The 25,004-nt window shown below is 41.8% G+C and carries 24 protein-coding genes; 22 read left to right on the top strand and 2 right to left on the bottom strand.

Going from position 1 to position 25,004, the window contains the following annotated elements:
* Positions 1-174 precede the first annotated feature (174 nt).
* From UE46_RS12475 to UE46_RS12425, 11 genes are all read left to right on the top strand, one after another.
* The gene (locus UE46_RS12475) at positions 175-2,184 is read left to right on the top strand and encodes a BglG family transcription antiterminator (protein ID WP_036058771.1); all 2,010 of its coding nucleotides are present in this window, start codon (positions 175-177) and stop codon (positions 2,182-2,184) included.
* A 5-nt stretch (positions 2,185-2,189) separates the two neighbouring features.
* The gene (locus UE46_RS12470; RefSeq protein ID WP_036058772.1) at positions 2,190-2,669 is read left to right on the top strand and encodes a PTS sugar transporter subunit IIA; all 480 of its coding nucleotides are present in this window, start codon (positions 2,190-2,192) and stop codon (positions 2,667-2,669) included.
* Complete coding sequence (locus UE46_RS12465; RefSeq protein WP_036058773.1) at positions 2,666-2,941, top strand: PTS sugar transporter subunit IIB; 276 nt, start codon at positions 2,666-2,668, stop codon at positions 2,939-2,941. Before UE46_RS12470 ends, UE46_RS12465 begins: the two co-directional genes overlap by 4 nt.
* A 26-nt stretch (positions 2,942-2,967) precedes the next feature.
* Entirely contained in the window at positions 2,968-4,314 is a 1,347-nt protein-coding gene (locus UE46_RS12460; RefSeq protein ID WP_036058774.1) for a PTS galactitol transporter subunit IIC, read from the top strand.
* On the top strand, positions 4,311-5,243 hold the full coding sequence (locus UE46_RS12455; RefSeq protein ID WP_036058775.1) for a 1-phosphofructokinase family hexose kinase: 933 nt from the start codon (positions 4,311-4,313) through the stop codon (positions 5,241-5,243). Before UE46_RS12460 ends, UE46_RS12455 begins: the two co-directional genes overlap by 4 nt.
* 6 nt (positions 5,244-5,249) lie before the next feature.
* Positions 5,250-5,900: a class II aldolase/adducin family protein gene (locus UE46_RS12450; RefSeq protein WP_036058776.1), complete on the top strand. Its 651-nt coding sequence runs from the start codon at positions 5,250-5,252 to the stop codon at positions 5,898-5,900.
* 6 nt (positions 5,901-5,906) lie between these two features.
* On the top strand, positions 5,907-6,107 hold the full coding sequence (locus tag UE46_RS12445; protein ID WP_036058777.1) for a hypothetical protein: 201 nt from the start codon (positions 5,907-5,909) through the stop codon (positions 6,105-6,107).
* 226 nt (positions 6,108-6,333) lie between these two features.
* Positions 6,334-7,155: a diadenylate cyclase CdaA gene (cdaA, locus tag UE46_RS12440; RefSeq protein ID WP_036058778.1), complete on the top strand. Its 822-nt coding sequence runs from the start codon at positions 6,334-6,336 to the stop codon at positions 7,153-7,155.
* Complete coding sequence (locus tag UE46_RS12435) at positions 7,152-8,570, top strand: CdaR family protein (protein WP_036058780.1); 1,419 nt, start codon at positions 7,152-7,154, stop codon at positions 8,568-8,570. The genes cdaA and UE46_RS12435 overlap by 4 nt, the downstream gene beginning before the upstream one ends.
* Before the next feature lie 222 nt (positions 8,571-8,792).
* A complete protein-coding gene (gene glmM, locus UE46_RS12430) occupies positions 8,793-10,148 on the top strand; it encodes a phosphoglucosamine mutase (protein ID WP_036058781.1) in 1,356 nt (451 codons plus the stop codon).
* Positions 10,149-10,397: 249 nt separating this feature from the next.
* Complete coding sequence (locus UE46_RS12425; RefSeq protein ID WP_051492767.1) at positions 10,398-10,841, top strand: thioredoxin family protein; 444 nt, start codon at positions 10,398-10,400, stop codon at positions 10,839-10,841.
* A 57-nt stretch (positions 10,842-10,898) separates the two neighbouring features.
* On the opposite strand, the gene UE46_RS12420 is transcribed toward UE46_RS12425, so the two are convergent.
* Together UE46_RS12420 and UE46_RS12415 are read right to left on the bottom strand one after the other, a co-directional pair.
* Positions 10,899-11,597, bottom strand: coding sequence for a Crp/Fnr family transcriptional regulator (locus UE46_RS12420; protein ID WP_036058783.1), 699 nt, complete (start codon positions 11,595-11,597; stop codon positions 10,899-10,901).
* Positions 11,598-11,795: 198 nt separating this feature from the next.
* Positions 11,796-12,251, bottom strand: coding sequence for a GNAT family N-acetyltransferase (locus UE46_RS12415; protein ID WP_036058786.1), 456 nt, complete (start codon positions 12,249-12,251; stop codon positions 11,796-11,798).
* Positions 12,252-12,510: 259 nt separating this feature from the next.
* On the opposite strand from UE46_RS12415, the gene UE46_RS12410 reads away from it, so the two are divergent.
* From UE46_RS12410 to UE46_RS12360, 11 genes are all read left to right on the top strand, one after another.
* Entirely contained in the window at positions 12,511-12,807 is a 297-nt protein-coding gene (locus UE46_RS12410; RefSeq protein ID WP_036058787.1) for a WXG100 family type VII secretion target, read from the top strand.
* A 120-nt stretch (positions 12,808-12,927) separates the two neighbouring features.
* Positions 12,928-13,224 (top strand): WXG100 family type VII secretion target, encoded by a 297-nt coding sequence (locus UE46_RS12405; protein ID WP_036058787.1) that lies wholly within the window; start codon positions 12,928-12,930, stop codon positions 13,222-13,224.
* 150 nt (positions 13,225-13,374) lie between these two features.
* Positions 13,375-16,752, top strand: coding sequence for a type VII secretion protein EsaA (gene esaA / locus UE46_RS12400; protein ID WP_118907667.1), 3,378 nt, complete (start codon positions 13,375-13,377; stop codon positions 16,750-16,752).
* Positions 16,736-17,257 (top strand): type VII secretion protein EssA, encoded by a 522-nt coding sequence (essA, locus tag UE46_RS12395; protein ID WP_118907666.1) that lies wholly within the window; start codon positions 16,736-16,738, stop codon positions 17,255-17,257. The genes esaA and essA overlap by 17 nt, the downstream gene beginning before the upstream one ends.
* A gap of 16 nt (positions 17,258-17,273) precedes the next feature.
* Positions 17,274-17,525 carry an EsaB/YukD family protein gene (locus UE46_RS12390; RefSeq protein ID WP_036058791.1) on the top strand — a complete coding sequence of 84 codons (252 nt, stop codon included), beginning with the start codon at positions 17,274-17,276 and terminating at the stop codon, positions 17,523-17,525.
* An 18-nt stretch (positions 17,526-17,543) separates the two neighbouring features.
* Positions 17,544-18,773, top strand: a complete 1,230-nt coding sequence (gene essB / locus UE46_RS12385; protein WP_036058793.1) for a type VII secretion protein EssB — start codon at positions 17,544-17,546, stop codon at positions 18,771-18,773.
* 1 nt (position 18,774) lies between these two features.
* Positions 18,775-23,289 (top strand): type VII secretion protein EssC, encoded by a 4,515-nt coding sequence (essC, locus tag UE46_RS12380; protein ID WP_036058796.1) that lies wholly within the window; start codon positions 18,775-18,777, stop codon positions 23,287-23,289.
* 12 nt (positions 23,290-23,301) lie between these two features.
* Complete coding sequence (locus tag UE46_RS12375) at positions 23,302-23,643, top strand: hypothetical protein (protein WP_051492770.1); 342 nt, start codon at positions 23,302-23,304, stop codon at positions 23,641-23,643.
* Between the two features lie 4 nt (positions 23,644-23,647).
* Positions 23,648-23,950: a WXG100 family type VII secretion target gene (locus tag UE46_RS12370; RefSeq protein ID WP_036058797.1), complete on the top strand. Its 303-nt coding sequence runs from the start codon at positions 23,648-23,650 to the stop codon at positions 23,948-23,950.
* The gene (locus tag UE46_RS12365; protein WP_036058799.1) at positions 23,947-24,663 is read left to right on the top strand and encodes a DUF5081 family protein; all 717 of its coding nucleotides are present in this window, start codon (positions 23,947-23,949) and stop codon (positions 24,661-24,663) included. Before UE46_RS12370 ends, UE46_RS12365 begins: the two co-directional genes overlap by 4 nt.
* Positions 24,656-25,000, top strand: a complete 345-nt coding sequence (locus UE46_RS12360) for a hypothetical protein (protein ID WP_036058802.1) — start codon at positions 24,656-24,658, stop codon at positions 24,998-25,000. The genes UE46_RS12365 and UE46_RS12360 overlap by 8 nt, the downstream gene beginning before the upstream one ends.
* Positions 25,001-25,004: the final 4 nt, after the last annotated feature.

The raw sequence follows: 25,004 nt of genomic DNA, 5'->3' as shown, positions 1-25,004 counted from the left end.
ATAACGGGGGAACTCCTTTTTAAGGGGTTTCTCTTTTTTGCGTTATTTTTGGGATAAAAAGTTAAAACAACTAGATCATCACAATAGAATTCTATCTTGATTTGAAAGCTGTGTTCAATGCATGAAATAATGTAAGGGTTATCATATAAAATAGAATGAAAGGAGGGATTCAAAATGGAACGCGGCACAAAGGAGCTCTTGACGTATTTATTACTGAACCATCATGTCGATGTCGCCCATGTTTCTAAAAATTTCGATCAGACACCAGATATGATCAAAATGCGTATTGAAGAAATAAACCAATCCTTAAAATCCGAGCCAATTTTGATAGAGCACCAGATGATTTCACTGACAGAACGTTGCCGAGAATACTGTTATCGATTGCTAACTGAGAAGGAGCAACAATTATTTTCCTATTATGAAGCAAGTTTAAGACGTCAGTTGATTATGATTCAACTACTTATGGATGGGCGCTATTTATCATTGCAGGCGCTAGCTGATTATGTATACGTTAGCAAAAATACGATGTTAACCGATTTTAAAAGTATTAAAGAACAGCTACATCACCACCAAATGCAACTTGAGTATTCACGCAAAACTGGTTACGCGATTTCAGGTTCTGAATTTCTTATTCGTAATTTACTAGGTAAGCTCATTCGAGATGTAATTAAAACTCCCTATGGAAAATTTATACTTGATGAAAAAAAGTTGATTACAGTCAGTGAAGTTTTTTTACTTAAAAAGAGGCTGGAAAAGGTTGAGCAAGTGCTGCAGGTTGCATTCACAGATGAACAATTAGAGGAGTTGCCCTACATTCTCTTTGGAATTATAAGACGCGCTGAAATCATGAATGTGACATGGTCTTTTAAGATAGAAAAATATGATATTAAAAATACGCGCGAATATCCAATTATTAAAGAAATGTTTTGGGGATATGACTTCTTGAATGAAACGGATTTGCTTTATTTATCGCTTCAAGTGTTAGCCTCAAACCTTGTGGAATCAGCCCTTCACTTTTCAGATAGTGAGGAGATTGCTTTTGCAGTAGATGATTTCACAAAACGTCTTGAGAATTATTTTGCCACAGAAATCGTACGAAAAATCGAGTTTAAAGAGAAGTTGATGTTGCATATTCGACCCGCCATTTATCGTAATTTACTAGGATTCCAAATCAATAATGTGTTGACAGAACAATTTATCGCAGAGCACACAACCACATTCCGGATGGTCGAAAAAGCTTCTGCACCGTTTGCAGTATTAGTTGGACATAAGTGGTCAAAAGAGGAGACCGTTTATTTATCGATGATCGTACTTGGCTGGATGTATCAAACCGAGGAAACGGAGCAGAAAGTATTCAAAGCAGCGGTTCTATGCCAAAGTGGTACCTCGATTTCCAAGTTATTATTGGAGAATTTGAAAGTTATGTTTCCGACGATTGAATTTCGTGGCGCGTTTGCCGTACGTCAATTGGCACAGGTGGAACAGGATGTCGATTTTTTATTCACGACGGTCCCGATTCAAACAGATGTGATTGTTTTTGTAGTGCCGTCTATATTAGATAGAACAAGTCGCCAACTGTTACGTCGTCAAGTCGAAAAAACGATTGATATGGATAGCCGTAAAAAGACTAAGGAGCTTGTAGCGATGCTTCGTGACTCGATTCCTTCTGAAAACATTCCGCATGTGACCGCTCAATTGGAGCGATTTTTTGAACAGAAAGAATTATTGGAGGAACCTGTGGAGCCAATGGAGGACTTGCGGATGGGAGAGCGGAATATTTGTATTTGGGAGGAGCAGACTGATTGGAATAGACTGGTTGCAAAAGCTTTTATACCGCTACTTCATCGTGGGAGTGTGACACAAGAATATGTGGCGATATGCGAAACTATTTTTTATGCCAATTATCAGCAGATGGTGATTGGACCAGGCATTTATTTGCCACATGCAAAACCGCAAGCAGGCGTCCAAAAAGCGGATATTCAGCTTCACATTATGAAGCAAACATTAGTCAATCCAGAAAAAGAGCGAATACAGATGGTTGTAGCGCTTGCGCCGTCTGAGCAAAATCGACATATTCCATTACTTTTAAAATTGAACGATATTTTTTTACACGAAGAGAAATTACAGCTTATTTTAACATCAGAGAACCGAGCAGAGATTGCAGAAATGATTGAAAGGGGTTGATTTACTTGGATTTTGATGATTTATTCCAGAAGGAAATCACGTTGATGAACGGTGAGTTCGAAGATCAAGCAGCTTTTTTTACTGAGGTGGCTGCGATTTTAGAACAGGCAGATTACGTTGCGCGATCGTTTCGTGAGGCGATTATAGAGCGGGAGAGCGCTTTTCCGACTGGACTTGAAATGAATGGGATGATTATTGCAATTCCACATACGGATACGGTACATGTGAAGCGACCGTTTGTATGTGTAAGTCACCTGAAAAAACCACTCCAATTTATTCAAATGGGTACGACAGATAAAGTGATTGAAGCTGAAATAATTTTTGTGCTAGGCATTTGTGATACGGCTTCACAAGTACCATTACTCGCGATGATCATGGATCGGTTTGCACAGAAGACTTTCACAGAGGAGCTTAGAAAGAAGAAGGATTTAGACGAATTAACGCTGTTTCTAAAAAAACAATTTGGAAGGATGATAGAACGATGAAAAAGGTTATTGTAGCATGTGGATCAGGCGTAGCAACGAGTCAGACGGTAGCGTCAAAAGTGGAACGGATTTTGAAAGAGCGTGGCGTACGCGCGAATGTGGAAGCTGTAGATATTAAATCACTGGACCAGCATATCCGCACAAGTGACGTGTATGTTGCCATTACAAAGGCCAGCAAAGATTACGATATTCCAACACTAAATGGGATTGCGTTTTTAACAGGGATGGGCATGGAAGAAGAAATTCAGAAGTTGATGGATGCTCTAAAATAACATATTGAAAACAGGGAGAGTGCAAAATGGGATCATTACAATCTGTTGTAGAATTTATTTTGAATTTAGGTGCGGCTGTTTTTGTACCGGCGTTGATGATTATTATCGGCTTGATTGTGAGAATGAAGGTCAAGGATGCAGTTAGTGCTGGAATTATCTTAGGTGTCGCATTTCTTGGTATGAATATTGTTATCGGCTTTATGATTGAGGCGTTAACCCCTGCCGCACAAGGTTTGGCGGAGCGAACAGGGATTGAGCTGACAATTTTAGATGGTGGTTGGACATCGATGGCGACGCTTGCTTGGGCTTGGCCGCTCGCATTTCTGATGTTCCCATTGCAGCTAGGAATTAATGCGATTATGCTTGCATTTAACGCAACGAAGACATTGAATGTGGATTTGTGGAACGTATGGGGTAAAATTTTGACGGCGGTCCTTATTGTCGGTGTGACGCATAATGTTTATTTAGCATTTGCCGTAGCGGCGGTTCAGGTCGTGACAGAATTAATTTTATGCGACGCGAACCAACGCCAAATACAGGAGCTTAATGGGATTCCAGGTGTGACAGTTTCGCATAGTATGATGATTTTCTGTGTCGTGTTGATGCCGATCGATTGGTTACTTAAGAAGATTCCTGCTTTACGCAAAAATATGGACGCGAATGCGCTGAAGGATAAGATTGGGATTTTTGCCGAGAATCATGTGATGGGCTTTATCGTTGGGGCATTGCTTGGTATTGCGGCGGGTTATGATATTGCGAAAACCTTGATGCTAGCGATGCAAGCTGCAGCTGCTTTAACGCTGTTTCCGATGGTTGCCAAATTGTTTATGCAAGCTTTATCACCGTTATCAGATGGCATTTCTGATTATATGAAAAGACGATTTAAAGACCGCGAGCTCTTTATTGGTCTCGATTGGCCGATTTTAGCAGGATGTAGTGAAGTATGGGTTGCCATAGTTATCATGGTGCCAGTCACGCTTATTTTTGCACTCATCTTACCAGGAAACGGCGTCTTGCCATTTGCGGGAATTTTGAATATCTCGCTTTGTGCACCGGCACTCGTTGTGACTGGAGGCAACTTGTTGCGAATGATTATTCTAGGTGTCGTCACCACGCCAGTTTTCCTATATGTAGCCACCTTTTTCGCGGGAACCATCACGGATTTGGCGAATTCAACCAAAGCTATCTCACTGCAACCTGGGCAAGAAATAACGTGGAGTACACTTGAATATCCTGTTTTCCGCTATATCATGGCCGAAGCAAGTAAGTTCTCGATAATCGGGCTTTTAATGCTCGCTGGTTGGCTCGTATTACTTGTTTTCTATGTGAAAGTTATGCGTAAACGAACGGCTGAATTGGAGCAGTTAGGATGATTTATACGATTACATTGAATCCTGCGATTGACCAACTCTTATTTGTAAAAAATGATATTGAAAAACGCCAAGCTAACCGCATTATTCGAAGTGAGTGGGATTGTGGCGGAAAGGGGCTTCACGTTTCAGGGGTACTAAGTAAATTTTCTATTAAAAATGAAGCATTAGGCATTGTCGGCTCGCAAAATAGGGCAGCGTTATACAGTATTTTGTCCGAAAAGCAGATCGCGCATGATTTTTTAGTTCAGGACGGGGCACGAACAAGAACTAGTTTTGTCATCATTAGTGAGGAATCAAGTGGTAGCATTATGATGCCAGAAGCCGGATTTCCAACGAGTGAAGCTAATAAAATCGCATTATTGGAGCAGATTCGCCAAAAAGTGACACAAGAGGATATCGTTGTCATCGCTGGTTCACCGCCACCAAACTTTACACTTGCCGATTTTGGAACACTTTTAAAAGCAGTAAAGGCCACGGGTTGCTTCGTAGCATGTGATGTATCGGGCGCATATTTGCATGTTGCCGTAAAAATAGGCGTTGATTTTATCAAACCAAATGAACATGAGATAGAAGAAATTTTAGTGGATAAAACAAAGACGCTTGTAGAAAACATAAATCTGTTGGCGAAGAATATTCGCTATTTAATCGTATCGCTAAGTGGCGAAGGTTCTTACTGCGCGCATCAGGGAAGGGTATATCGCATCATAGCACCGCAAGTTTTGGAGAAAAATGATACTGGAGCAGGTGACTGTTTTGTGGGGGCTTTCATCGCAGGTATTTCCGATCAATTACCGTTGCAGGAAATCTTAAAGCGCGCGACGGGTTGCTCGGCAAGTAAAGTAATGCACGCTGACAGCTCTACATTTAGCATGGTGGAAGCAGAAATTTTGAAAGAGCAAGTGACAATAATTGAAGTTGAGGAGATGTGAGGAAATATGTTATATCAAAAAGAACGTGAAGATTTAGCAAAAGTAGTAAAGGTGATGTTTGACCGGTTTGAAACGAACGCCGCGGGTGGAAATGTATCGGTGCGTATGAATGAAGAACACATTATCATGACACCAACGTTGATGAGTCAAGCCCGGTTATGCGACTTGTCGCCTTATGAAATTCTGGTGGTAGATAACAATAATGAGGTAGTGGAAGGCGATGGACGGGTAACGCGTGAGATCAATTTGCACCGGGCTTGCTACGTTGAAAATCCAGAGATCGGTTGTGTGCTTCATGCGCATCCAAAAGAATCAATGTTGTTCGCGACGCTCGGAATGGAGCTGCCAAACTTAACAGAAGCTACGCAAAAATTAGGCGTCATTCCAACACTTGATTTTGCACCAGCAACAAGCCCCGAGTTAGCTGAAATTGTTCGTAAGCATGTTATTGCGCTCGGAAAAGACGCTGTACCAAGCGCAAGTCTGCTTAATAAACACGGAATCGTCGTTCTAGATACTAGTTTACACAAAGCATACGATCTACTAGAACGCATCGAGTACAACGCCTATATCGCCGAAAAAGCGCTTGTTTTTGATGCTTTAAATATCAAGAAATTAGAACAGGATATGGCTCTGAACTACAACTTAGAGGAGTAGATAGATATGGAAAAATGGTTATTCAATACAAGCTTATTTACGGGTGCACTGCTACTTTCGATAGGTATTTTGAGAAACTCGCTTCTATTAACAGCCATTGCTTTAGTTTTAGCCGTGATAGCTCAATATTTCTATCGTAAAAAATATCCTAAGCGTAACCGAAGCTTCAAAGAAATAGTAGCAGAACAAAAAAGTGCTAGAAAATAAAACGATAGAGCCAGCGAAGTCGAGAATCATTGATTTTGCTGGCTCTATACATAGAACACAATTCTTTATCAATTCTTAAACAAATCTTTCTTATTTTTGCTATCACAAATCTTTTTCCACCTCTAATTCTGTGCTATAATGGCAAGTATAAGCAATTTTCAACAGCTTAGGAATGAAAAAATGGCAAAGTGAACGTGGGCTTGCTTTTGAAAATGGAGGCGGATTTATGAACTTCTCAGACGGATCAATTTTGCACTATTTAGCAAATGTTATTGATATTTTAGTAGTATGGTTTGTCATATATAAATTAATTATGTTGATCCGTGGGACAAAAGCGGTACAGCTTTTAAAAGGTATTTTTATTATTGTCATTGTTAAGCTTGTCAGTAGTTTCTTAGGACTCCAAACAGTGGGGTGGATTACCGATCAGATTTTAACATGGGGCTTTTTAGCTATTATTATTATTTTCCAACCAGAATTGCGTCGTGCTCTTGAAACACTTGGGCGTGGTAGTATTTTCACGAAAGCAGGTTCAAAGCGTGAGAAAGAACAGCAACATTTGATTGATTCTATTGAGAAATCGGTTAGTTACATGGGTAAACGTCGTATTGGCGCACTTATTTCGGTGGAGCGTGGAACAGGGCTGGACGATTATATCGAAACGGGGATAGCGCTTGATGCGGATATTTCTTCTCAACTTTTAATCAATATCTTTATTCCAAATACGCCACTTCATGATGGTGCCGTTATTATAAAAGGCAATAAAATCGCGGCGGCGGCGGGTTACTTACCGCTTTCAGACAGTCCATTTCTTTCCAAAGAACTTGGCACAAGGCATAGGGCAGCACTTGGTATTAGTGAAGTAACTGACTCCATCACCATTGTTGTTTCCGAGGAGACGGGTGGCATTTCTATTACAAAAGGTGGGGAACTTTTCCGTGAAGTCACACCTGAGCGCTTGCATGAAATTCTCGAACAAGATCTCGTTGTACCAATGCAAAAGAAACCGTCTATTTTCAGCAAATGGAAAGGAGGCGGTAAAAAATGATGGATCGTATTTTAACAAATAAATGGTCAGTACGGATTATATCACTCATTTTTGCGGCCGTTCTCTTTACATCCGTAACATCGACTGGGGATAAAACGTTGAGTATGACAGATGCTACCTACGTGGATGTTATTAACAACGTGCCCGTGGAAGTATATTATGATAAGGACAATATGACCGTTAGTGGTGTGCCAGATACAGTCGATGTGACAGTAACAGGTACAAAAGGTCTGGTACAACTGGCCAAATCTCAGGCGAACGTTATCGCATATATTGATCTGACTAATGCCAAAGCCGGAACACAAAGCGTCAAAATAGAGGTGAAAAACTTATCTGATCGCCTTAAATCAACAATTAATCCGGCAACAGCCAAGGTAACGTTATCTGAAAAAGTCACTAAAAAATATTCGGTAGATGTGGAATTAAATAAATCCGTTATTGCAGATGGCTATGAGGCTGGTGACTTAACGACAGATCCGAAAAAAGTCTCCATTACTGGTTCACAAGCGACATTGGATCAAATTGCTTACGTTAAGGCGACAGTTTCCGATGAAAAAGATCAGACGAGCAGCTTTACGACCAAGGCTACCGTTAGCGCTTTTGATGTGAATTTGAACAAACTAGATGTCGAAATTGATCCTGGGGAAGTCGAAGTAAATGTACCTGTAAGTAAGATTGGGAAGACAGTACCGTTACGCTTTACACAAAGTGGCAGTCCAGCAGATAAAACAGTAACGATTTCTAGTATAACCTCAGATGACAGAAGAGTAACCATTATTGGGCCAGACACTGTCACAGATAAAATCGAACAGATCACTATTCCGATTGATGTAACACAAATCACAGCTGATAAAACGATTGAAGTGACCGTTCCTGTTCCAACTGGTGCAACATCGGTTACGCCGTCAACGGTGAAGGTTAAAATAAAAACTGGAAAAAAGCAGAGTGACCAGAGTTCTAGTGAGGTAAATGAGGACACTGGTCAACCAAGCGAAGAGGATACAACAACTAAGGTTCCAGATACGAGCACTGATAAGAAAGATACAGCAACAGATGATAGTAAAGAGGATACAACCGACGACACGGCCGACAAAGAAGCCTCTACAGAATTTAAGCAAGTTCCTATCAGCATCGTCGGATTAACTAATTCCAGTACGTTTAATACCGAATTTTTAGATCCGACCAGTGGAAAAGTAGATATCACGATTAGCGGATTGCAAAAAGAGCTTGATGCCGTTGGACGTAATGATTTCAATGTTGTGGCAGATTTGACAGGCCTGCAAGAAGGAACGCATACAGTTACGCTAACCGTGCATGGCTTAGCAACCAAACTAACCTTTTCCTTATCCCAATCTAAAGCAGAAATACAGGTTATCAAAAAAATTGCAGATGCAACCGACACGGCCTCAACTTAAGCTATGGCCTGGTGGATAATCGCATTAGGCGGTCATTCATCGGGTTCTTACATACGATTAGGTGTAAAAAAGTTTAAAAACAGTTATAATAGAAGTATACATGAAGAAAAAGTAATGACATAAAAAAGTTGGTCTAAATCCATAGATGCTTGAAGCAAATGGAAATAGGGAACAAAACAGCTGTATGGCCAACCTCTTAATTAAGAAGGAGCGAATTATAAAATGGGAAAATATTTTGGTACTGATGGTGTTAGAGGTGTCGCAAACAAAGAATTATCTCCAGAGCTAGCTTTTCGTTTAGGAAGATTTGGAGGATATATACTAACAAAACACGTTGGTGAACACCCAAAAGTTTTAGTAGCAAGAGATACAAGAATTTCAGGTGAGATGTTAGAATCCGCCTTAATAGCAGGACTTGTCTCAGTTGGAATTGAAGTAATGCGTCTAGGGGTGATTTCGACACCAGGTGTTGCTTACCTAACGAAAGCACAAGGTGCCGCAGCGAGTGTTATGATCTCAGCTTCGCATAATCCAGTTGAAGATAACGGTATTAAATTTTTCGGTTCAGATGGCTTCAAGTTATCCGATGACCAAGAATTAGAAATCGAAGCACTGCTTGATGGCGTAAGCGATGATTTACCTCGTCCAAGTGATGATGGCCTTGGAACAGTAAGTGATTATTTTGAAGGCAAACAAAAGTATCTACAATATCTGAAACAATCAGTAGAAGGAAACTTTGCTGGACTGCATGTTGCGTTAGATTGCGCGCATGGTGCGACGTCTTCACTAGCAACACATCTATTTGCAGATCTAGATGCGGATACAAGTTCGATGGGAGCTTCACCAAACGGTCTTAACATCAATGCCGGCGTTGGATCTACACACCCAGAGAAACTAGCAGAATTTGTGAAAGAAAAAGCAGCGCATGTTGGTCTTGCTTTTGATGGCGATGGCGATCGTGTTATTGCTGTGGATGAAAATGGTGATATTGTCGATGGCGATAAAATCATGTTCATCTGTGCTAAACATTTAAAATCACAAGGTCGCTTAACAAATAATACCATTGTATCTACGGTTATGAGTAATCTAGGGTTCTACAAAGGTTTAGAGGAACTAGGTATTAAAGCTATCCAAACTGCCGTGGGTGACCGCTATGTTGTGGAAGCGATGCGCGAAGGAAGCTACAGCCTTGGTGGCGAACAATCAGGACATATCGTTTTCCTTGATTACATCACAACAGGTGACGGGCTTCTAACAGGAATTCAATTAGTAAATGTTATGAAGGAAACTGGTAAAAAATTATCAGAACTAGCGGCAGAAATGCAGACCTTCCCACAAAAATTAGTAAATATTCGAGTGACCGATAAAAATCATGTTACTGAAAATGTAAAAGTACATGCAGCGATTTCAGCAGTAGAAGCAGAAATGAATGGAAATGGCCGTGTATTAGTGCGACCTTCTGGTACAGAACCACTTGTTCGTGTCATGGTAGAAGCTGCATCAGCAGAAGACACAGAGCGTTTCTGTGATAGTATCGCGAATGTTGTCATCTCCGAAATGGGGCTCTCGGCGGAGTGATAAGCGCTTATCTCCGTCGTTAAAGCCTGTGCTCCGATGCTCTCGTACAAATCGTACGTTCCGCTTCGGTGCTCGGCTTTGCCTAGGATCTAAGCACTTCTCACTCCGCCGAGGTTCAGCGGTGAGTTCGAAGGAGCGGGGGATTCAAGGTTTTTGATAAGTATGCTAGACAAGATATTAATAGAGACGGGCATTTTTGCTCGTTTTTATTTTACTTTATAAGGGGGGATTTCTATTCGGAGGTATAAAGTGATTTTGCTGACTGTGGTTGCGTTAGCGCTTTTTATTCTTGGGGTGCAGTTAATTATTGATACGCATACGAAGAATTTGGCGGATACGAAGGCCGAGGCTAATGAGCAGCCTTTAAGAGCGATTGGGAACAGTGGCATGAAAGCGATTTTTGAGGATAAGAAAACAGGGTATGTGTATATTGGGCGGCCGACTTGTCCTGATTGCGAGCCATTTCAAAAGAAACTTGTGAAGGCACTGGAAGCAACGGATCGGCAGGCTTTTTATTATAATACGGATAAGGCTAGGGAGGCTGACAAGAACTACACAGCGATCATTAAGCAGATGGGTGTCAGAGTGGTTCCGACGTTGATTTATTACACACGCGGCCTTGAGACGGATCGTTATAAGGGTGATTTGGATGACCAAGCGGAAATGGAAACATGGTTGAAGAGTCAAAAATAGAGTGCAAAATATAGACTGAGTATTTCAGCTATATTTTGCACTCTATTTTATTTGGCTTTATGAATTATTACGAGGTGTGCGGTGGATTTCTAACTGTTCACGAAGTTTCAGGATGTCCAGAATGACAGTTGGTTTTGGTTTTAGTCGGATGATGTCAAGTTCTCTTAGTTTTTGTAGCTCGACATTGGCTCTAGTTCTTGGTACTTGCGAAACTAAGGCTAAATGATTTTGCGTAATGCCACGTGGAAAGCTAATGCCATCGTCCGTTTTGATTCCCACCGTATTCGCTATGTAAAGCAAAGCAGAAATAAGGCGGCGTCTCGGGTCATGGTGGGCAATCTCAATTAAAGCATTTCGTTCATGCACTTGGTTGTACCCATCAAAATAAAGGAACCAAAAACCATCAGAATCCGTTTGGAAAAGACGTAGGATATCATTGCGGTTGTAAATACGTATCTTTGTGTCTCGTAAAGCTGTTACATTAAATTGAAAAGGAGAGTCTAACAAAAAATTAGAACTTCCAAACCAATTGTTACTATTCATAAAGCGAGTAATAACTGGTAACTTATCAGAGTTCGTCAAGCTGAATGAAATAAGGCCAGATTCGACGACGTAAAAGTGAGTATCAATTTTTCCTTCCTCGACAATTAACTCGTTTTTCTTGAAACTCGCTGTTTTGTGTGGAATTTCCATTTCTGTAATTTTTTCAATTAATTTCTCACCATTAAAATTTTTTACTAAATCAGCAACATACATAATTTAATTTCCCCTTCTCTAAACGATTGGTCTTACTTCTATTATAAAGATTTTTTGAAATAAAAATAGTCATAAATTATACTTTACCTAAGAAAAATTAGTACAATATGTTACAGTTTAGTGAATTTGTTAAAAAAACGTAATAAAAACATATTAAATTTCCTGTTTTATTCAAAATATGGAAAAACAACTCACAGTTTATGTATCGATTAATCGAGATAAAACAATTTGATCTTGGGCAAGAATTCCATTTTCCCAAATCGGATCAGAATAATGCTTCGTAAAAAAGTCTGGAATAATAGCAATCATTCTAAAACCTAGTTTTTGATAAAAAGCCAAAGCTTGGATACTGGAATTAGCTGTTTTGGTGATAATTTGATCTTTGTGTAAGGATGTGACGTGATGGATGGCATGTTCCAAAAGTTGTGTTCCATATTTATGGCCTTGATATTCAGGCGCGATGGCAATATTCATAATTTCAGCTGCTTTTTCTTTGCTTTTGATACAAATAACACCAGAAACATAGGTGCCATCTTGCAACAAAAAAACATCTGACTCAAAGAAGTAACGATCGATGGTAGGGATATCTGGATCGGCTAGAAGTAAGATCTCATAAGGTATTATATCATACTTTAACCACTGTTTGATCTCCATAAAAACACCTCCACCTCCATATTAGCAAGGAAATCAATAAAATACAATGAATATGGAAGTAGTGAAATATGGGTCATTTTAGTATAATAGATAACTTTTCAATGAAATTAATTAGCTGTTTAGTAATAAAATGAAGAAAACGTTCACAAAAAATTCACATTTCAAAAGAACAAATTCTAGTTCTTTTTTGCTATAATGAAAATATAGCCAATATGAGCTATAAATTAACAAGCATTAAAAAGAAGAGGAGATGAAAAGAATGTCAGGACAAATTAGAATGAGTCCCGCTGAGTTACGCGATCGTTCAAAAACATACGGACGTAAGGGACAAGACATCGAACAAATTTTAAGAGAATTAGAGCAATTGCAAGAACAATTACGTGGTGAATGGGAAGGGGAAGCGTTCCGTAAGTTTGACGATCAGTTCCAACAACTGAAGCCAAAAGTAACGGATTTCTCCAATTTAATGCATCAAATCGAGCAACAATTAGCAAAAACAGCAAATGCAGTGGAAGAGAACGATGCAAACCTTTCACGCAATTTCGGCTTGAACTAAAGCATTTCAAACGGATTGCATGAAGTACATAATACATCTTTGTGCAGTTAGTAATGTGGCCGTGCAAATTCTTGTGCGGCCTTTTTGAATGCTTAAAACAAGAAAGAGGAGATGAAAAGAATGTCAGGACAAATTAGAATGAGTCCCGCTGAGCTACGCGATCGTTCAAAAACTTATGGACGTAAGGGACAAGACATCGAACAAATTTTAAGAGAATTAGAGCAATTGCAAGAACAATTACGTGGTGAATGGGAAGGGGAAGCGTTCCGTAAGTTTGACGATCAGTTCCAACAACTGAAGCCAAAAGTAACGGACTTCTCGAATCTAATGCACCAAATTGAGCAACAATTAGCAAAAACAGCAAATGCAGTGGAAGAGAACGATGCAAACCTTTCGCGCAATTTTGGCTTGAACTAAGGTTGACTAGAAGCTGAGATATAGAGAGATATTAGATAAAGTAGTTTTTCTGCGTTACGGCTGAGGCTTTTATAAGCCTCAGTACTTATTAATTTGGAAATTCGAAGTTGGGAGACTTCTTACATATAAAAAACAACGGGAGTGATATAAGTGAAAAAAATAAAGTGGAGTGTGCTGGCTTTTTTTGTGCTGGCTTTGCTTCTGTCCGCAGGAACGTCGTATTTGGCGTTGGAACAAACGACGGCGAAAAAGGAAAATGGACTGGAAACGAAGAAAATGTCAATTGCGCTTGTCAATGAAGACGCAGGTGTTACAACAGCGGATGGAGAACGAATTGACTTTGGTGATAAATTTACAGCTAAGGTTTTGAAGCAAACAGATCATAAATGGGCAACAACTTCCAGTGGATTTGCGGATAATGGTTTGAAAAATCGGGTGTACGATATGATTATCTTTATTCCAAACAATTTTTCAGAAGCGGCGATGTCTATGACGTCAGAAAATCCGGAGAAAGTGAAGATTACGTATCGTATTAGTGAGACCGGAAATAAGGATGTAACAGCTGAGGCTGAACGTGCGGCTGCGAAAGTGTTGGAAGACTTTAATAAAGAAATTATCGATGTTTATTTTGCGAGCATTCTTACAAATCTTCATGGGGCGCAAGATAGCATTAAGAAGCTGGTGGACAAAGAGGAAACGTATGGTTCTGTGTACAATACGAACGTGAATTCACCGTTATCTAACTATACGCAACAGTTTAAAACGGTGCAGGATTATACGGGTATGTCTAAAGATAGTTTTAAAGGATTACAGGATATTCTAAAAGGATTCGGGACGGGCTTGGCGGAAGGTACCAAGGTAAACGAGACTTATTTCCAGTCTTTAGAAAAGCTTGCGAAGAGTCAGGAAAGTAATGCACTTGTTTCGAAATCTTTTGCTGAACAAATGTCGAATAATGACACGGCAATGTCAACAGCTGATGTATCAGAACAACTTTCTAATCTGAAGAGTTCTAATGATGCCATTTATAAGCAGTTTCAGAAGATGGAAGAAGAGCGGACATTATCGGTGCAGGTGGATAGTGTGCAGAGGTATTTGGATGCGGTGAACGAACAGGTTGCTATGATAAATACGGAAGTCACAACAAAGATGGGTGAAAGCTTGCGTGGAAGTGTGGAAGGCGATTTGCAGCAATATATTTCGAACGAGGGAAACCGAACTATTACGCTGAACGAATTGACGGATAAGGCGCTAAACGATCGATTTAATAACGAGATACAAGCGTTACTAAAAGAGGTACCTAACTACGATGCCTACCTATTAAAAGATGACGCAAGCGCTGAAGAAAGAGCAGTTTATAAGGAATTGCGCAATGTCATTGAAATAGCTAAAAGATACATTAGTTCCAATTCAGGCGATTGGTCTGAGGACTTGCTGAGTAAGTCAAAGGAATTTCCAAAATATGAAGCTGTCGAAAATGCTATTGACAAACTAAAACAAAAGAAGATAGACGAGCTTGGAACAAGAACGATTGATGGGGAAGATTACCATACTTATGAATTCAGTCAAGATTTTCAAATGGAGAAGTCACAAGAAGTAGACAACGAACAAAGATTGGTTTTTAAACTGCCTGATGGTTTTGTGATGCCTTCTAGTGTGGCAGATTTTGCGGCTAAATTGACTAGGGCTGATGGGAGTTATATTTCCAACACGGTTACGTATGATGAGACCGATGAAACATGGACGATTAAAATAGAAACTGATGAAACAAATCCAGATGCATTGAATCCAAATGAAGCGCCACTGGATTTGAAGTTGGCTATGGATCTCTATATTACAGCCGACTCTATTACAAATACGGAAGGTGCAGCGTTTGATATGTTTGCTCCGATTGGTCTTGAAATGACTAATATTGAGGATGGGGAAGAAGTGACAGATCCAGGAAGTCCAGGCGATCCAAATGATCCGAATAATCCACCTGTTCCGCCTACTGTTGAACCGAAAGTAGTAAAGGAGAGTAAAATTGAGCTGGGTCCAGAGTACATTATTACAGCTGAAGAACGCGATGAGGCCATTAAATCTGTACAGGATACAATTGGGGCAATCGAGAAGGATACGACGGTTCTTGCGGATAATGTGGCAGCTTATGTCAAGCCTTATTACAAATTATCAGAGCTGTTCAAGACATATTACGGTATTGATGCTCGGGTGACACCTTTAGATTTAGATGGGAAGTCATTGACAGAATATGCTGCTGGGAAGAAAAATTCTTATTACTATCAATTTAATATAGAAGATCGAATTGCGATGATGGTAGCTTTGATTACGGATAATGTGACAAGTTTTATCCATCGGGATTTGGAAGTTTTCCAACAACAAGTTGCTGAGTCACAAACGCGTACGGCGGTTACGAAAGAAAATGCGGATATATTGACAGAGCGATTGAATGAGACGACGACGCAAGCAACGACGATGAATACGAGCGTTGCGGAAACACTCAAAAATGTGGAGACATGGCGTCAAAAGAGTATGGAGCTGCTTGATAAGGGCGGTATTGTTATCACGAATAGTGGGGATGAGAAGTCTGCAACCCTGTCTTTAGGAAGCGAATTTAGTGGATTGCTTTCACAAAGTAAGTCGCTGGCGGATTCTTCTAAAACAAATTTAAATTCAGCTGATAATGTATACAAAACGTTTGATGCCATCGACCAACAAGCGAAAAATATTCAAAATAGTGGGCTAGGAATTGTAACGCAAGCTCAAAAACTGTCAGCGAATATGGCAAATAAATTAGTAACGGATCAGGATTTTGCTACTAATTTTGCAACAATGATGGAGAATAGTCGTGTTGGTGATAATCGTACAAACGAGAAGTTACTGAATTTCTTGAGTAGTCCGGTGGAGAAAGAGAAAGGGCTAACGATTGCGGCGGGGGATACTTTTACGCCATATTTAATTGTTTTAGTTTGTTTTATAGTAGCTTTATTTACAGGCTATGTGATTGCAGCGCAGGAGCGAAAACGCAAACAAGAGGATGATTTTGCAGAAGAGATGGCGTTGGCATATGAGAATACACCAATTACGTTAATGATTGTCGGAATCGGGTTGATTGAAGGCGCGATTATTGGTGCGATTTCGGCTTACTTCTTGGAAATGAAGAGTGTTGTTTTCGTATCTTGGATGGGAGTTATTATTCTGATTGTGTTGGCTTTCGTATTGGTGGCAACGTACTTATTACGCCAATTACGCATGATTGGGATGTTCTTATTGCTCGTTATTTTAGCGATGTACCTCTTCTTAACGGAGGCAGTTGGGCTTAAAATTGACCAAGATTCCATGCTAGCGATGGTTCGTTCGTTCTCACCATTGCAATACATTGAAAGTTTATTAATTGGTTTTGTGAGTCGGACAGATGATTGGCTTGTGATTATGTATAGTTTGATCGGTGTTGCGATTCTTGGAATAGTTGTGAATTTGTTCGTTTGGCACCGGAATAAACAAGAGGGAGGAAATGATGATGAAGCGTAAAGACAGAGTTATTTCTATGCTTGTTTGTACTTTTGTGGGAACGATTTTCATTGCGCCAGTTGGTGTTTTTGCAGTGGATAATGAAGAGTCATATCTTGGTGATGATGGAAAAATGGAAATGCAGTTAGACCGGGTTACGAAAACGAATGACGAGAAAAATGCAGATACGGATACGGAAGAGACGGAGCTTGAAAAATTAGGAATTACGTTATTTACGCCGGAAGCCGAGAAAACGGCTGCGGAGATAAAGGCGCAGAAAAAGAAAGAAATGGATGATGTGAAGAATTCATTGTTTACTGACGAGTCGACAAAAGATAACTCTGTGCAAGTGATGAAAGCATCTTTGTTTACGATGCAAGAGGATGTAGCGAAATCAAGTGAAACGACGGCGTTAAGTCAGGATGAACCTGAAAAAAAGAGCAAGACAATTTGGTGGGTTTTATCGGGTATTGTTTTGGCAGTGGCTGCGTTGCTTTATACGGTCGTTCGAAAAGTATGGGAATAGAAAGAAGGAGATAGAGATGGCACAGGATACGCATATTAATGTCACGATAAATTTTACAAAATGGGGCGGACGGATTCATGATTTGCGAATCCCAAAGCATCAGCCGGTCAAGGCGTTGTTGCTGAATTTGGTGGAGACGCTGAAATTGGCACAACCGAACATGTCGCATTGCGCGATTAAAGTGGCAAATAAGGAATTATTGTTGACAGATGATGATAAGTTGACGGATTTTCAAATTACAGACGGGGACATCATTGAAATTTTATAAAAGGGAGAATGGATACACATGATAACGAGAAAGATAATGGTAGATGCGATGGAATATAATTTTCAGATAGATGGGACAGCTTGGCAGGTTGATTTTTCGAAGTCGCAAACGAGAGTGAAAGATGTTCGTCAATTGGCTTTGTTGAAGGAGAACTCGACATTTTTTGTGGCGGCGGATTACGCGGATAAGGGCGATGCGTTGTCGTTTACATTCGATACGACTGGCAAATCGACATGGGATGAGTTACGCGGACTTGAGCGGAATGAGCAATTGCGAGCGATTGGTAATGTGGCGCGATTTTCAGAATTATTGAAGACGCGATTCACATTTTTCTTACATCCAGAAAATATGGTTTTTGATAGAAATCAGATGCCGTTTTTGGTGTACCGTGGGATTCGTGATGTTTTGCCGCCGTACATGATGACGGAAGAGAAGTTTTTGAAGCAGTATAAATGTTTGATCGTGGCGCTGTTTTCGAAAAAGTATTCGTTTGATGAGCTGATTTCGGGGTCACTGGATAATGCGAAGGGGACGAGTTTTGATCGGAGCATTATTGAGGCGAAGGATTTAGCGGCGATCGAGGAGATTTTGGCGGAGAGTTATACGAAGGAAACGGCGGCTGTGAATCGTAAAATGACGCTGGTGCAACGGAAGAATTATCGTTTGTTTAAAGGGCTTACGATTGGATTTATTATTGCGACGATTGTTTTGGCGGTTCCAGTTGCTTATTTTGCTTTTGTAAAAGTGCCGTTTCAGGAGACGTTGCTTAGTGCGAATGAGGCGTTTATCGCGGATGACTCTGGTAAGGTGACGGAGACGTTGCGCGATGTAGATCCGACGAAATTGCCGCAAGCGAGCAAGTATGAATTGGCGAAATCGTATGTGGAAAGCGCAAAACTAAGTAAAGCTCAGAAGGATACGTTGTTACAGAAAATAACATTGAAATCGCCGGAGGAATATTTGTTGTACTGGATTTATGATGGACAAGCGGAACTTACGAAGGCCAATGATATTGCGCTGACGATGAAAGATAATGATTTGCAGGTTTATAACTTGGCGAGACAGATTGAGAAGTTGGACGCAGATACGGAAATGAAGGCTTCTACTAGAAATGAGAAACAAGAAGCGATCAACGAGAAAATTAAAAAGATAAAAGATGATGAAGCGAAGGCGAAAGAAGAGGCTGCAAAAGCGGAAGCCACTCAAAAAGCACAAGATAAAGCGCAAGCAACTTCGGAGGTAGAATAAGATGGAGAAGCAACTACTGACGATTAGTTATGGCAATCAGCTACATAAATGCCAACTTGATCCGAAAAAAGAGGTAACGATTGGCGGAAACTTGGATCACACGGTGACCTATGAGAATTTGGCGGATTCGTTGCAGGTGGTCTGGAATGAGGACGCGGGTCAATGGTTTTTGGGTGATTTGCCGCTTGCGCTGAATGAGCGTCTGAATTTGGAGACGTCTGACGGGGAGAAAATCCAGTTTTATTTGACGGAGGATGTGGCGTCGCAGGTTTTTGATACGACGACGAAATATGCCATTACGTTTGGTGAGAAGGATTTTAATGATGTTGTGATTGCGGGCACGACGGCGGATTTGTTGTTTATTCGTGAGGAGCTTGGCGCGGCATTTAAATTGAATGTGTATGGTGGAATTGTTTACCACAACTATTATCGTGTGGAAAAGGAGTGCCTATTAGCGGCTGGGGATCAGCTGTATTTTGACGGTGTGACGATTCGGGTCGGTAAGGAGGACATCGAGGTGATCGCGGGAGATGGTCGGGTTCACGCGACGCTTGCACAGCTTGTGGCGCCGGACAATGCGTTTAGTGCGGATTATCCGGATTATCACCGGTCGCCGCGGATTATTTATCGTGCGCCGGAGTCGAATTTGACGATTGCGAAGCCGCCGGGCAAGCCTTCGAAACCAAGCGAGGAATTGATGAAAATTCTGATTCCACCGCTGATTATGATTGCGATGTCGATTGTGATGATGTTTTTACGGCCAAATCCGATTTTCGTGTTGATGACGCTTGGGATGACGGGCGCGACGGTGATTTTCTCGGTGATTACGTATGTGAAAAATCGCAAAAAATATAAGGTGGACATGAAGGAACGTGACGCGAGCTATCGTCGTTATTTGAAGGATAAGACGTCGGAACTTCACGCAGCAGCGGAGGAACAGGCGCATGCGCTACATTATCATTTTCCAACAGTGACGGAAATTCGCGATATGGCGCTTTCTGTGGATTCGCGGATTTATGAGAAGACGATGTTCCACCATGACTTTTTGCAGTATCGGGTTGGTACTGGGGATGAGAATACGTCTTTTAATGTGGAATTCCAGGAAGAGGAGTTTTCGCAGGACGAGGATGATTTGATCGATAGCGCGAAGAATTTGAAGTCGCAGTATTATTCGGTGAAGGATGTGCCGATGGGGACGGATTTGATGAACGGGCCGGTTGGTTATATTGGACACCGCGCGCTTGTGATTGAGCAGTTGCAGTTGATGGTGATGCAGACGGCGTTATTCCACAGCTACTATGATTTGCAGTTTATTACGGTATTCCCGGAAGAGGAAAAGGAACAGTGGGACTGGATGCGTTGGTTGCCACACGCGAGTTTGCGCGATATTAATGTGCGTGGCTTCGTGTATCATGAGCGTTCGCGGGACCAGGTTTTGAACTCGTTGTACCAAATTCTGAAGGAGCGCAAGATGGCTTTGGAGGAAAAGGGCAACAAGTCGGAGCAGATGTACTTTTCGCCGCATTATGTGGTGCTTGTGACGGACGAGAAACTGATGATGGATCACACGGTGATGGAGTTTTTCAATGAGGATCCGAGTGAGTACGGGGTTTCGCTTGTGTTCGTGCAGGACGTGATGCAGAGTCTGCCGGAGCATGTGAAAACGGTTATTGATATTCGGGACGCGAAGAACGGGAATGTGCTGTTGGAGCAAGGCGAGCTTGTGAATCGTGGCTTTACGCTGGATCATTTCCCTGCTGATTTTGATAAAGAGAGTGTGAGTCGTGCGTTGGCGCCGCTTAATCACTTGCAGAATCTGAAAAATTCAATTCCAGAATCGGTGACATTTTTGGAAATGTACGGTGTCGATCGCGTGGAAGAGCTTGGAATTAGCGCGCGTTGGGAGAAAAATGAGACGTATAAGAGCTTGGCGGTTCCGCTTGGTTTGCGTGGGAAAGACGATATTGTCAACCTGAACTTGCATGAAAAAGCCCATGGTCCGCATGGTTTGGTCGCGGGTACGACGGGTTCTGGTAAGTCGGAGATTATTCAATCGTACATTATCTCGCTTGCCGTGAATTTCCATCCATATGAAGTCGCGTTCTTGCTGATCGATTACAAGGGCGGCGGCATGGCGAATCTGTTCCGAAACTTGCCACATTTGCTCGGTACGATCACGAACTTGGACGGCGCGCAAAGTATGCGTGCGCTAGCTTCGATCAAAGCCGAATTGCAGAAGCGTCAACGTCTATTCGGCGAGCACGATGTCAACCATATTAACCAATATCAAAAATTATACAAATTAGGCGAAGCATCAGAAGCGATGCCGCATTTATTCCTGATTTCCGATGAGTTTGCCGAGCTAAAAAGTGAGCAACCGGAATTCATGAAAGAGTTAGTTTCAACAGCGCGTATTGGGCGTTCGCTCGGTATCCATTTGATTCTCGCAACGCAAAAACCAAGTGGTGTCGTGGATGACCAAATCTGGTCGAACTCGAAATTCAAACTGGCGCTGAAAGTACAAAACGCGTCGGATTCCAATGAAATTTTGAAAACACCAGACGCCGCGGAAATCACGCTACCCGGCCGTTCGTATTTGCAAGTCGGGAATAACGAGATTTACGAATTGTTCCAAAGTGCTTGGAGTGGCGCGGATTACGTGCCGGATAAAGACGATCAAGAGCAAGTGGACACGACGATTTACGCGATTAACGATCTCGGTCAGTATGAAATTTTGACGGAAGATTTGAGTGGTTTGGGCGATAAAGAGGATATTTCGAAAGTGCCGTCAGAGCTGGATGCGGTGATCGATTATATTCACGATTATACGGAGGAAGCGAACATTGCGATGTTACCGCGTCCGTGGTTGCCGCCTTTGGAAGATATGATTTTCTTGCCAGAGCTGCATCCAATCGATTACAAAGAAGCATGGCAAAAAGAGAAATCCGAACTCGCACCGATTATTGGTTTCATGGATATTCCTGAAATGCAAGATCAGCGTGCCGTCGAAGTAAACTTGTCAAAAGACGGTCACATCGCGGTTTACTCAAGTCCTGGTTACGGAAAATCAACCTTCCTGCAAACTGTCGTGATGGACTTGGCACGCGTGCATAATCCCGAACACCTGCACATTTACCTGCTCGATTTCGGAACCAATGGTCTTTTGCCGTTGCGCGAATTACCACACGTCGCCGATACGATTATGCTTGATGAAGAAGAAAAAGTCAGCAAATTCGTTCGTCGTTTTGACCGCGAGTTAAAGGATCGTAAACGTAAATTAAGCCAGTTCGGCGTCGCGAATCTTGACATGTACGAAAAAGCGAGCGGAGAAATTTTGCCAAATGTCGTGATTATTATTGATAATTTCGATCCAGTCAAAGAATCGCCGTTCCAAGAAGGATTCGAGAAGATTATGACGCAAATTGCGCGTGAAGGTGCCGGTGTCGGAATCAATCTCGTCATCAGTGCTGGCCAGCAAAATGCGATGCGCACACCGTTACTTTCCAATATTAAAACGCAAATCCCGCTTTACCTAATCGAGGCATCCGACGCGAGAAGTATCATCGGGCGCACCGACTTAACGAGCGAGGAATTACCAGGTCGCGGCTTGGTGAAACAGGACGATATCGCTGTGTTCCAAACAGCGCTTCCAAACAAAGGCGAAGACACGTTACAAATCATTAGTGCGATTCAGCAAGAGGCGAAAGAAATGTCTGATGCATGGACTGGCGAGCGCCCACTTCCGATTCCAATGGTTCCAGAAGTGCTCCCATTCCAAGATTTCGTATCATGGAAATCGACGCAAAACATGCTCGCAGCTGGCCATTTACCGTTTGCTGTTGATTTTGAAAATGTCGAACCTATTCCATTACACTACAAAGAAAATCAAAATACACTCGTGATGAGCGATCGCGTCGAATTGATTGAGTCAACGATGGTGACACTGCTTGACGTTATGGTGGTCAATCCGCAAATCGACATCATTCTGACCGATAATCCAATGCTACGTTTCGCGGCTTACAAACCGAACGTCAACGCATACGGCAACGACACCGAAACCATCACGATGATTTTCAAAGAACTTCACGGTTTGCTAGAAAGTCGTCAAGACGGTTTTGCAGCGGCTCAAAAAGAAAGCGGTGGGCTAACAACGACTGCCGAATTCCTAAAAGACGCCCGCCCAGTTCTTGTTGCGATTGCCGATCTCGACTTAATCGTCAATGGCATCAGCAGCGACCTCGAAACCGATTTTACCAATCTGCTTGAAAATGGCGCAAGGTTCGGCATCTACTTCATCATTGCAGGCAACACAAGCACGATGGGACGAGGCTATGACAAAGTTAGCGGCGCGATTAAGAAACAGAAAAACGGAATTGCCCTTTGCAAAATCGGCGACCAAAACGTTATCGACGTCAGCAATAAAAACTACAAAGAACCGAACTTACTGCCATTTGAGGCGTATTACATCCAAAACGGCATAGCAGAGAAAATTAAAGTTGTGAAACCAGCGAAATAAGGAGGGATTTGATTGGCTAGAATTTTTGGGATAGATATTATGTCCACAGAATTGGAGAAGAAACGCGATGATTATGACCGGTTGCACGATAGGCTCAAGGATGCGATTACTGAGCACGACAAACTAATAGGGGAAGCGAGGAGTTCGCTTTCCTCCTACAAAAGCGCGCATCCGAATTTCAGTAATTCTGTCATTCCATCCAAGCATTTCGATTCCAAACGAGAAGAACTGACAACACAGCTAGAAGGCTACATTAATGACGCGAGCGACAAGCGTTCCAGTTTAACAGCGGCGCGCGACAAGGCGTATGAGCGGTACGTGCATTATAGAGACGCCGCAGCAAAGGAGGGATGAGCAAATGGCTGATAAAGTTACGATATACGGAGATAAAGTGGGAGAAGCCAGAACGATAGCAAAAGAAATAGACACAGCCTTAAAAAACAGCTACGATCAGGCGACTACTCTGAAAAGTTATGTCAATGGTGTCACGTGGAAAGGCAAGTCCAAGCAAGCCTTTGTTGCCTACTTGGATATCATTGTTCAATATCACGAAGATGTGAAATCCGCGATGAAAGAACAAACGAAAGCCCTAGAAAATCTAGAGAAATACATCGAAGCCTACGACAGCGAATCCAAAGTGCGGGAGGTCAAAAATCTATGACACAACAACTTGATCCTAATGATTATTTTAGCCTTGAAGAAATGTATCTCCTTCTTGCCGCAACGGATGGCAATGTCCTATTCGGTTTTCCCGGCAAAGAAGTATTCATTTTACGAGACGATGACCCAATGGCATACGCACAGCAACAACTCATCGCAAAAGAAATCCTAACACCAGAAGGCGCTGTCACCAAAAGTGGCGCCTTCGTTATCAACAAACTATCCGCGTACCATCGAAGCAAGAAATACGTACGCTGCAACAACATCATGTTCTCGTTCCAAGAAGACAACACCGAAGAAGTCGTCCTCATCATCGAAGCCGAGAAAAACAAATACTACCGCTTACTCGTTCTGTCCAAAGCCCATGCCTTAAAAGTGCTATACGACGGTTTCCCGTTAATCGCACGCGAACCAGGCATTGATGAGAAAACTTTCCTTACTACCGAACTCACCAACCAAGAAAAAAACGAAATCAAGGCGATGGAACTAAGCGAACCAGTTTTCAATTTCGAAGTGTTTCATTTAGACAAATACCCAGCCGAAATAACCGAACCAAGCTTCTATCAAAACTGGCTATTTTTCTTATACGGCGACAAACTGATTTCACTAGATGTCGCGCGTCAGCAATATCAGCAGGTGAGCCAATATTGGTTGATGAAAGTCGTGTTTGACGAAATGGAATTCCCTTACAAGGAGGTGGCGCAACATGGCTAACGTAGCAATGGACGGAGCAGGTGCTGGAGGCGGTGCCGCAGATATATCGATTAGCGTGGATGAGATTTCAGAGATTTTTAATCGGATTAACAAGATTATTTTAGAGCTTGAGAAGCTGGGAAAATCAACTGAATCTATTTCTGCAATCACGTTTTATGAAGATGGCAAGGCGAAGAAGGCACTGGAAGTTTACGATAAGGCGAATAAAAAGGCGATGGATTTGTATGATAATTATGCGCAAATCGCGGGGCTTGTCGCGTATACAATCAATACGATGATGGAGCAAGACGAGTCGCTTGGCCAAGAATTCTATACAAAATTAGACTTACCAGAGTAGGAGG

The sequence above is a fragment of the Listeria weihenstephanensis genome (assembly GCF_003534205.1).
GTDB classification, from domain to species: domain Bacteria; phylum Bacillota; class Bacilli; order Lactobacillales; family Listeriaceae; genus Listeria_A; species Listeria_A weihenstephanensis.
Note: the sequence above shows the minus strand (reverse complement) of the source record. Positions and strands in the feature narration are given on the sequence as shown.

Coding starts and splice junctions, on each gene's coding strand:
- UE46_RS12475 (WP_036058771.1), top strand. CDS start 175: ATGGAACGCGGCACAAAGGAGCTCTTGACGTATTTATTACTGAACCAT.
- UE46_RS12465 (WP_036058773.1), top strand. CDS start 2,666: ATGAAAAAGGTTATTGTAGCATGTGGATCAGGCGTAGCAACGAGTCAG.
- UE46_RS12460 (WP_036058774.1), top strand. CDS start 2,968: ATGGGATCATTACAATCTGTTGTAGAATTTATTTTGAATTTAGGTGCG.
- UE46_RS12455 (WP_036058775.1), top strand. CDS start 4,311: ATGATTTATACGATTACATTGAATCCTGCGATTGACCAACTCTTATTT.
- UE46_RS12450 (WP_036058776.1), top strand. CDS start 5,250: ATGTTATATCAAAAAGAACGTGAAGATTTAGCAAAAGTAGTAAAGGTG.
- UE46_RS12445 (WP_036058777.1), top strand. CDS start 5,907: ATGGAAAAATGGTTATTCAATACAAGCTTATTTACGGGTGCACTGCTA.
- cdaA (WP_036058778.1), top strand. CDS start 6,334: ATGAACTTCTCAGACGGATCAATTTTGCACTATTTAGCAAATGTTATT.
- UE46_RS12435 (WP_036058780.1), top strand. CDS start 7,152: ATGATGGATCGTATTTTAACAAATAAATGGTCAGTACGGATTATATCA.
- glmM (WP_036058781.1), top strand. CDS start 8,793: ATGGGAAAATATTTTGGTACTGATGGTGTTAGAGGTGTCGCAAACAAA.
- UE46_RS12420 (WP_036058783.1), bottom strand. CDS start 11,597: ATGTATGTTGCTGATTTAGTAAAAAATTTTAATGGTGAGAAATTAATT.
- UE46_RS12415 (WP_036058786.1), bottom strand. CDS start 12,251: ATGGAGATCAAACAGTGGTTAAAGTATGATATAATACCTTATGAGATC.
- UE46_RS12410 (WP_036058787.1), top strand. CDS start 12,511: ATGTCAGGACAAATTAGAATGAGTCCCGCTGAGTTACGCGATCGTTCA.
- UE46_RS12405 (WP_036058787.1), top strand. CDS start 12,928: ATGTCAGGACAAATTAGAATGAGTCCCGCTGAGCTACGCGATCGTTCA.
- essA (WP_118907666.1), top strand. CDS start 16,736: ATGATGATGAAGCGTAAAGACAGAGTTATTTCTATGCTTGTTTGTACT.
- UE46_RS12390 (WP_036058791.1), top strand. CDS start 17,274: ATGGCACAGGATACGCATATTAATGTCACGATAAATTTTACAAAATGG.
- essB (WP_036058793.1), top strand. CDS start 17,544: ATGATAACGAGAAAGATAATGGTAGATGCGATGGAATATAATTTTCAG.
- essC (WP_036058796.1), top strand. CDS start 18,775: ATGGAGAAGCAACTACTGACGATTAGTTATGGCAATCAGCTACATAAA.
- UE46_RS12370 (WP_036058797.1), top strand. CDS start 23,648: ATGGCTGATAAAGTTACGATATACGGAGATAAAGTGGGAGAAGCCAGA.
- UE46_RS12365 (WP_036058799.1), top strand. CDS start 23,947: ATGACACAACAACTTGATCCTAATGATTATTTTAGCCTTGAAGAAATG.
- UE46_RS12360 (WP_036058802.1), top strand. CDS start 24,656: ATGGCTAACGTAGCAATGGACGGAGCAGGTGCTGGAGGCGGTGCCGCA.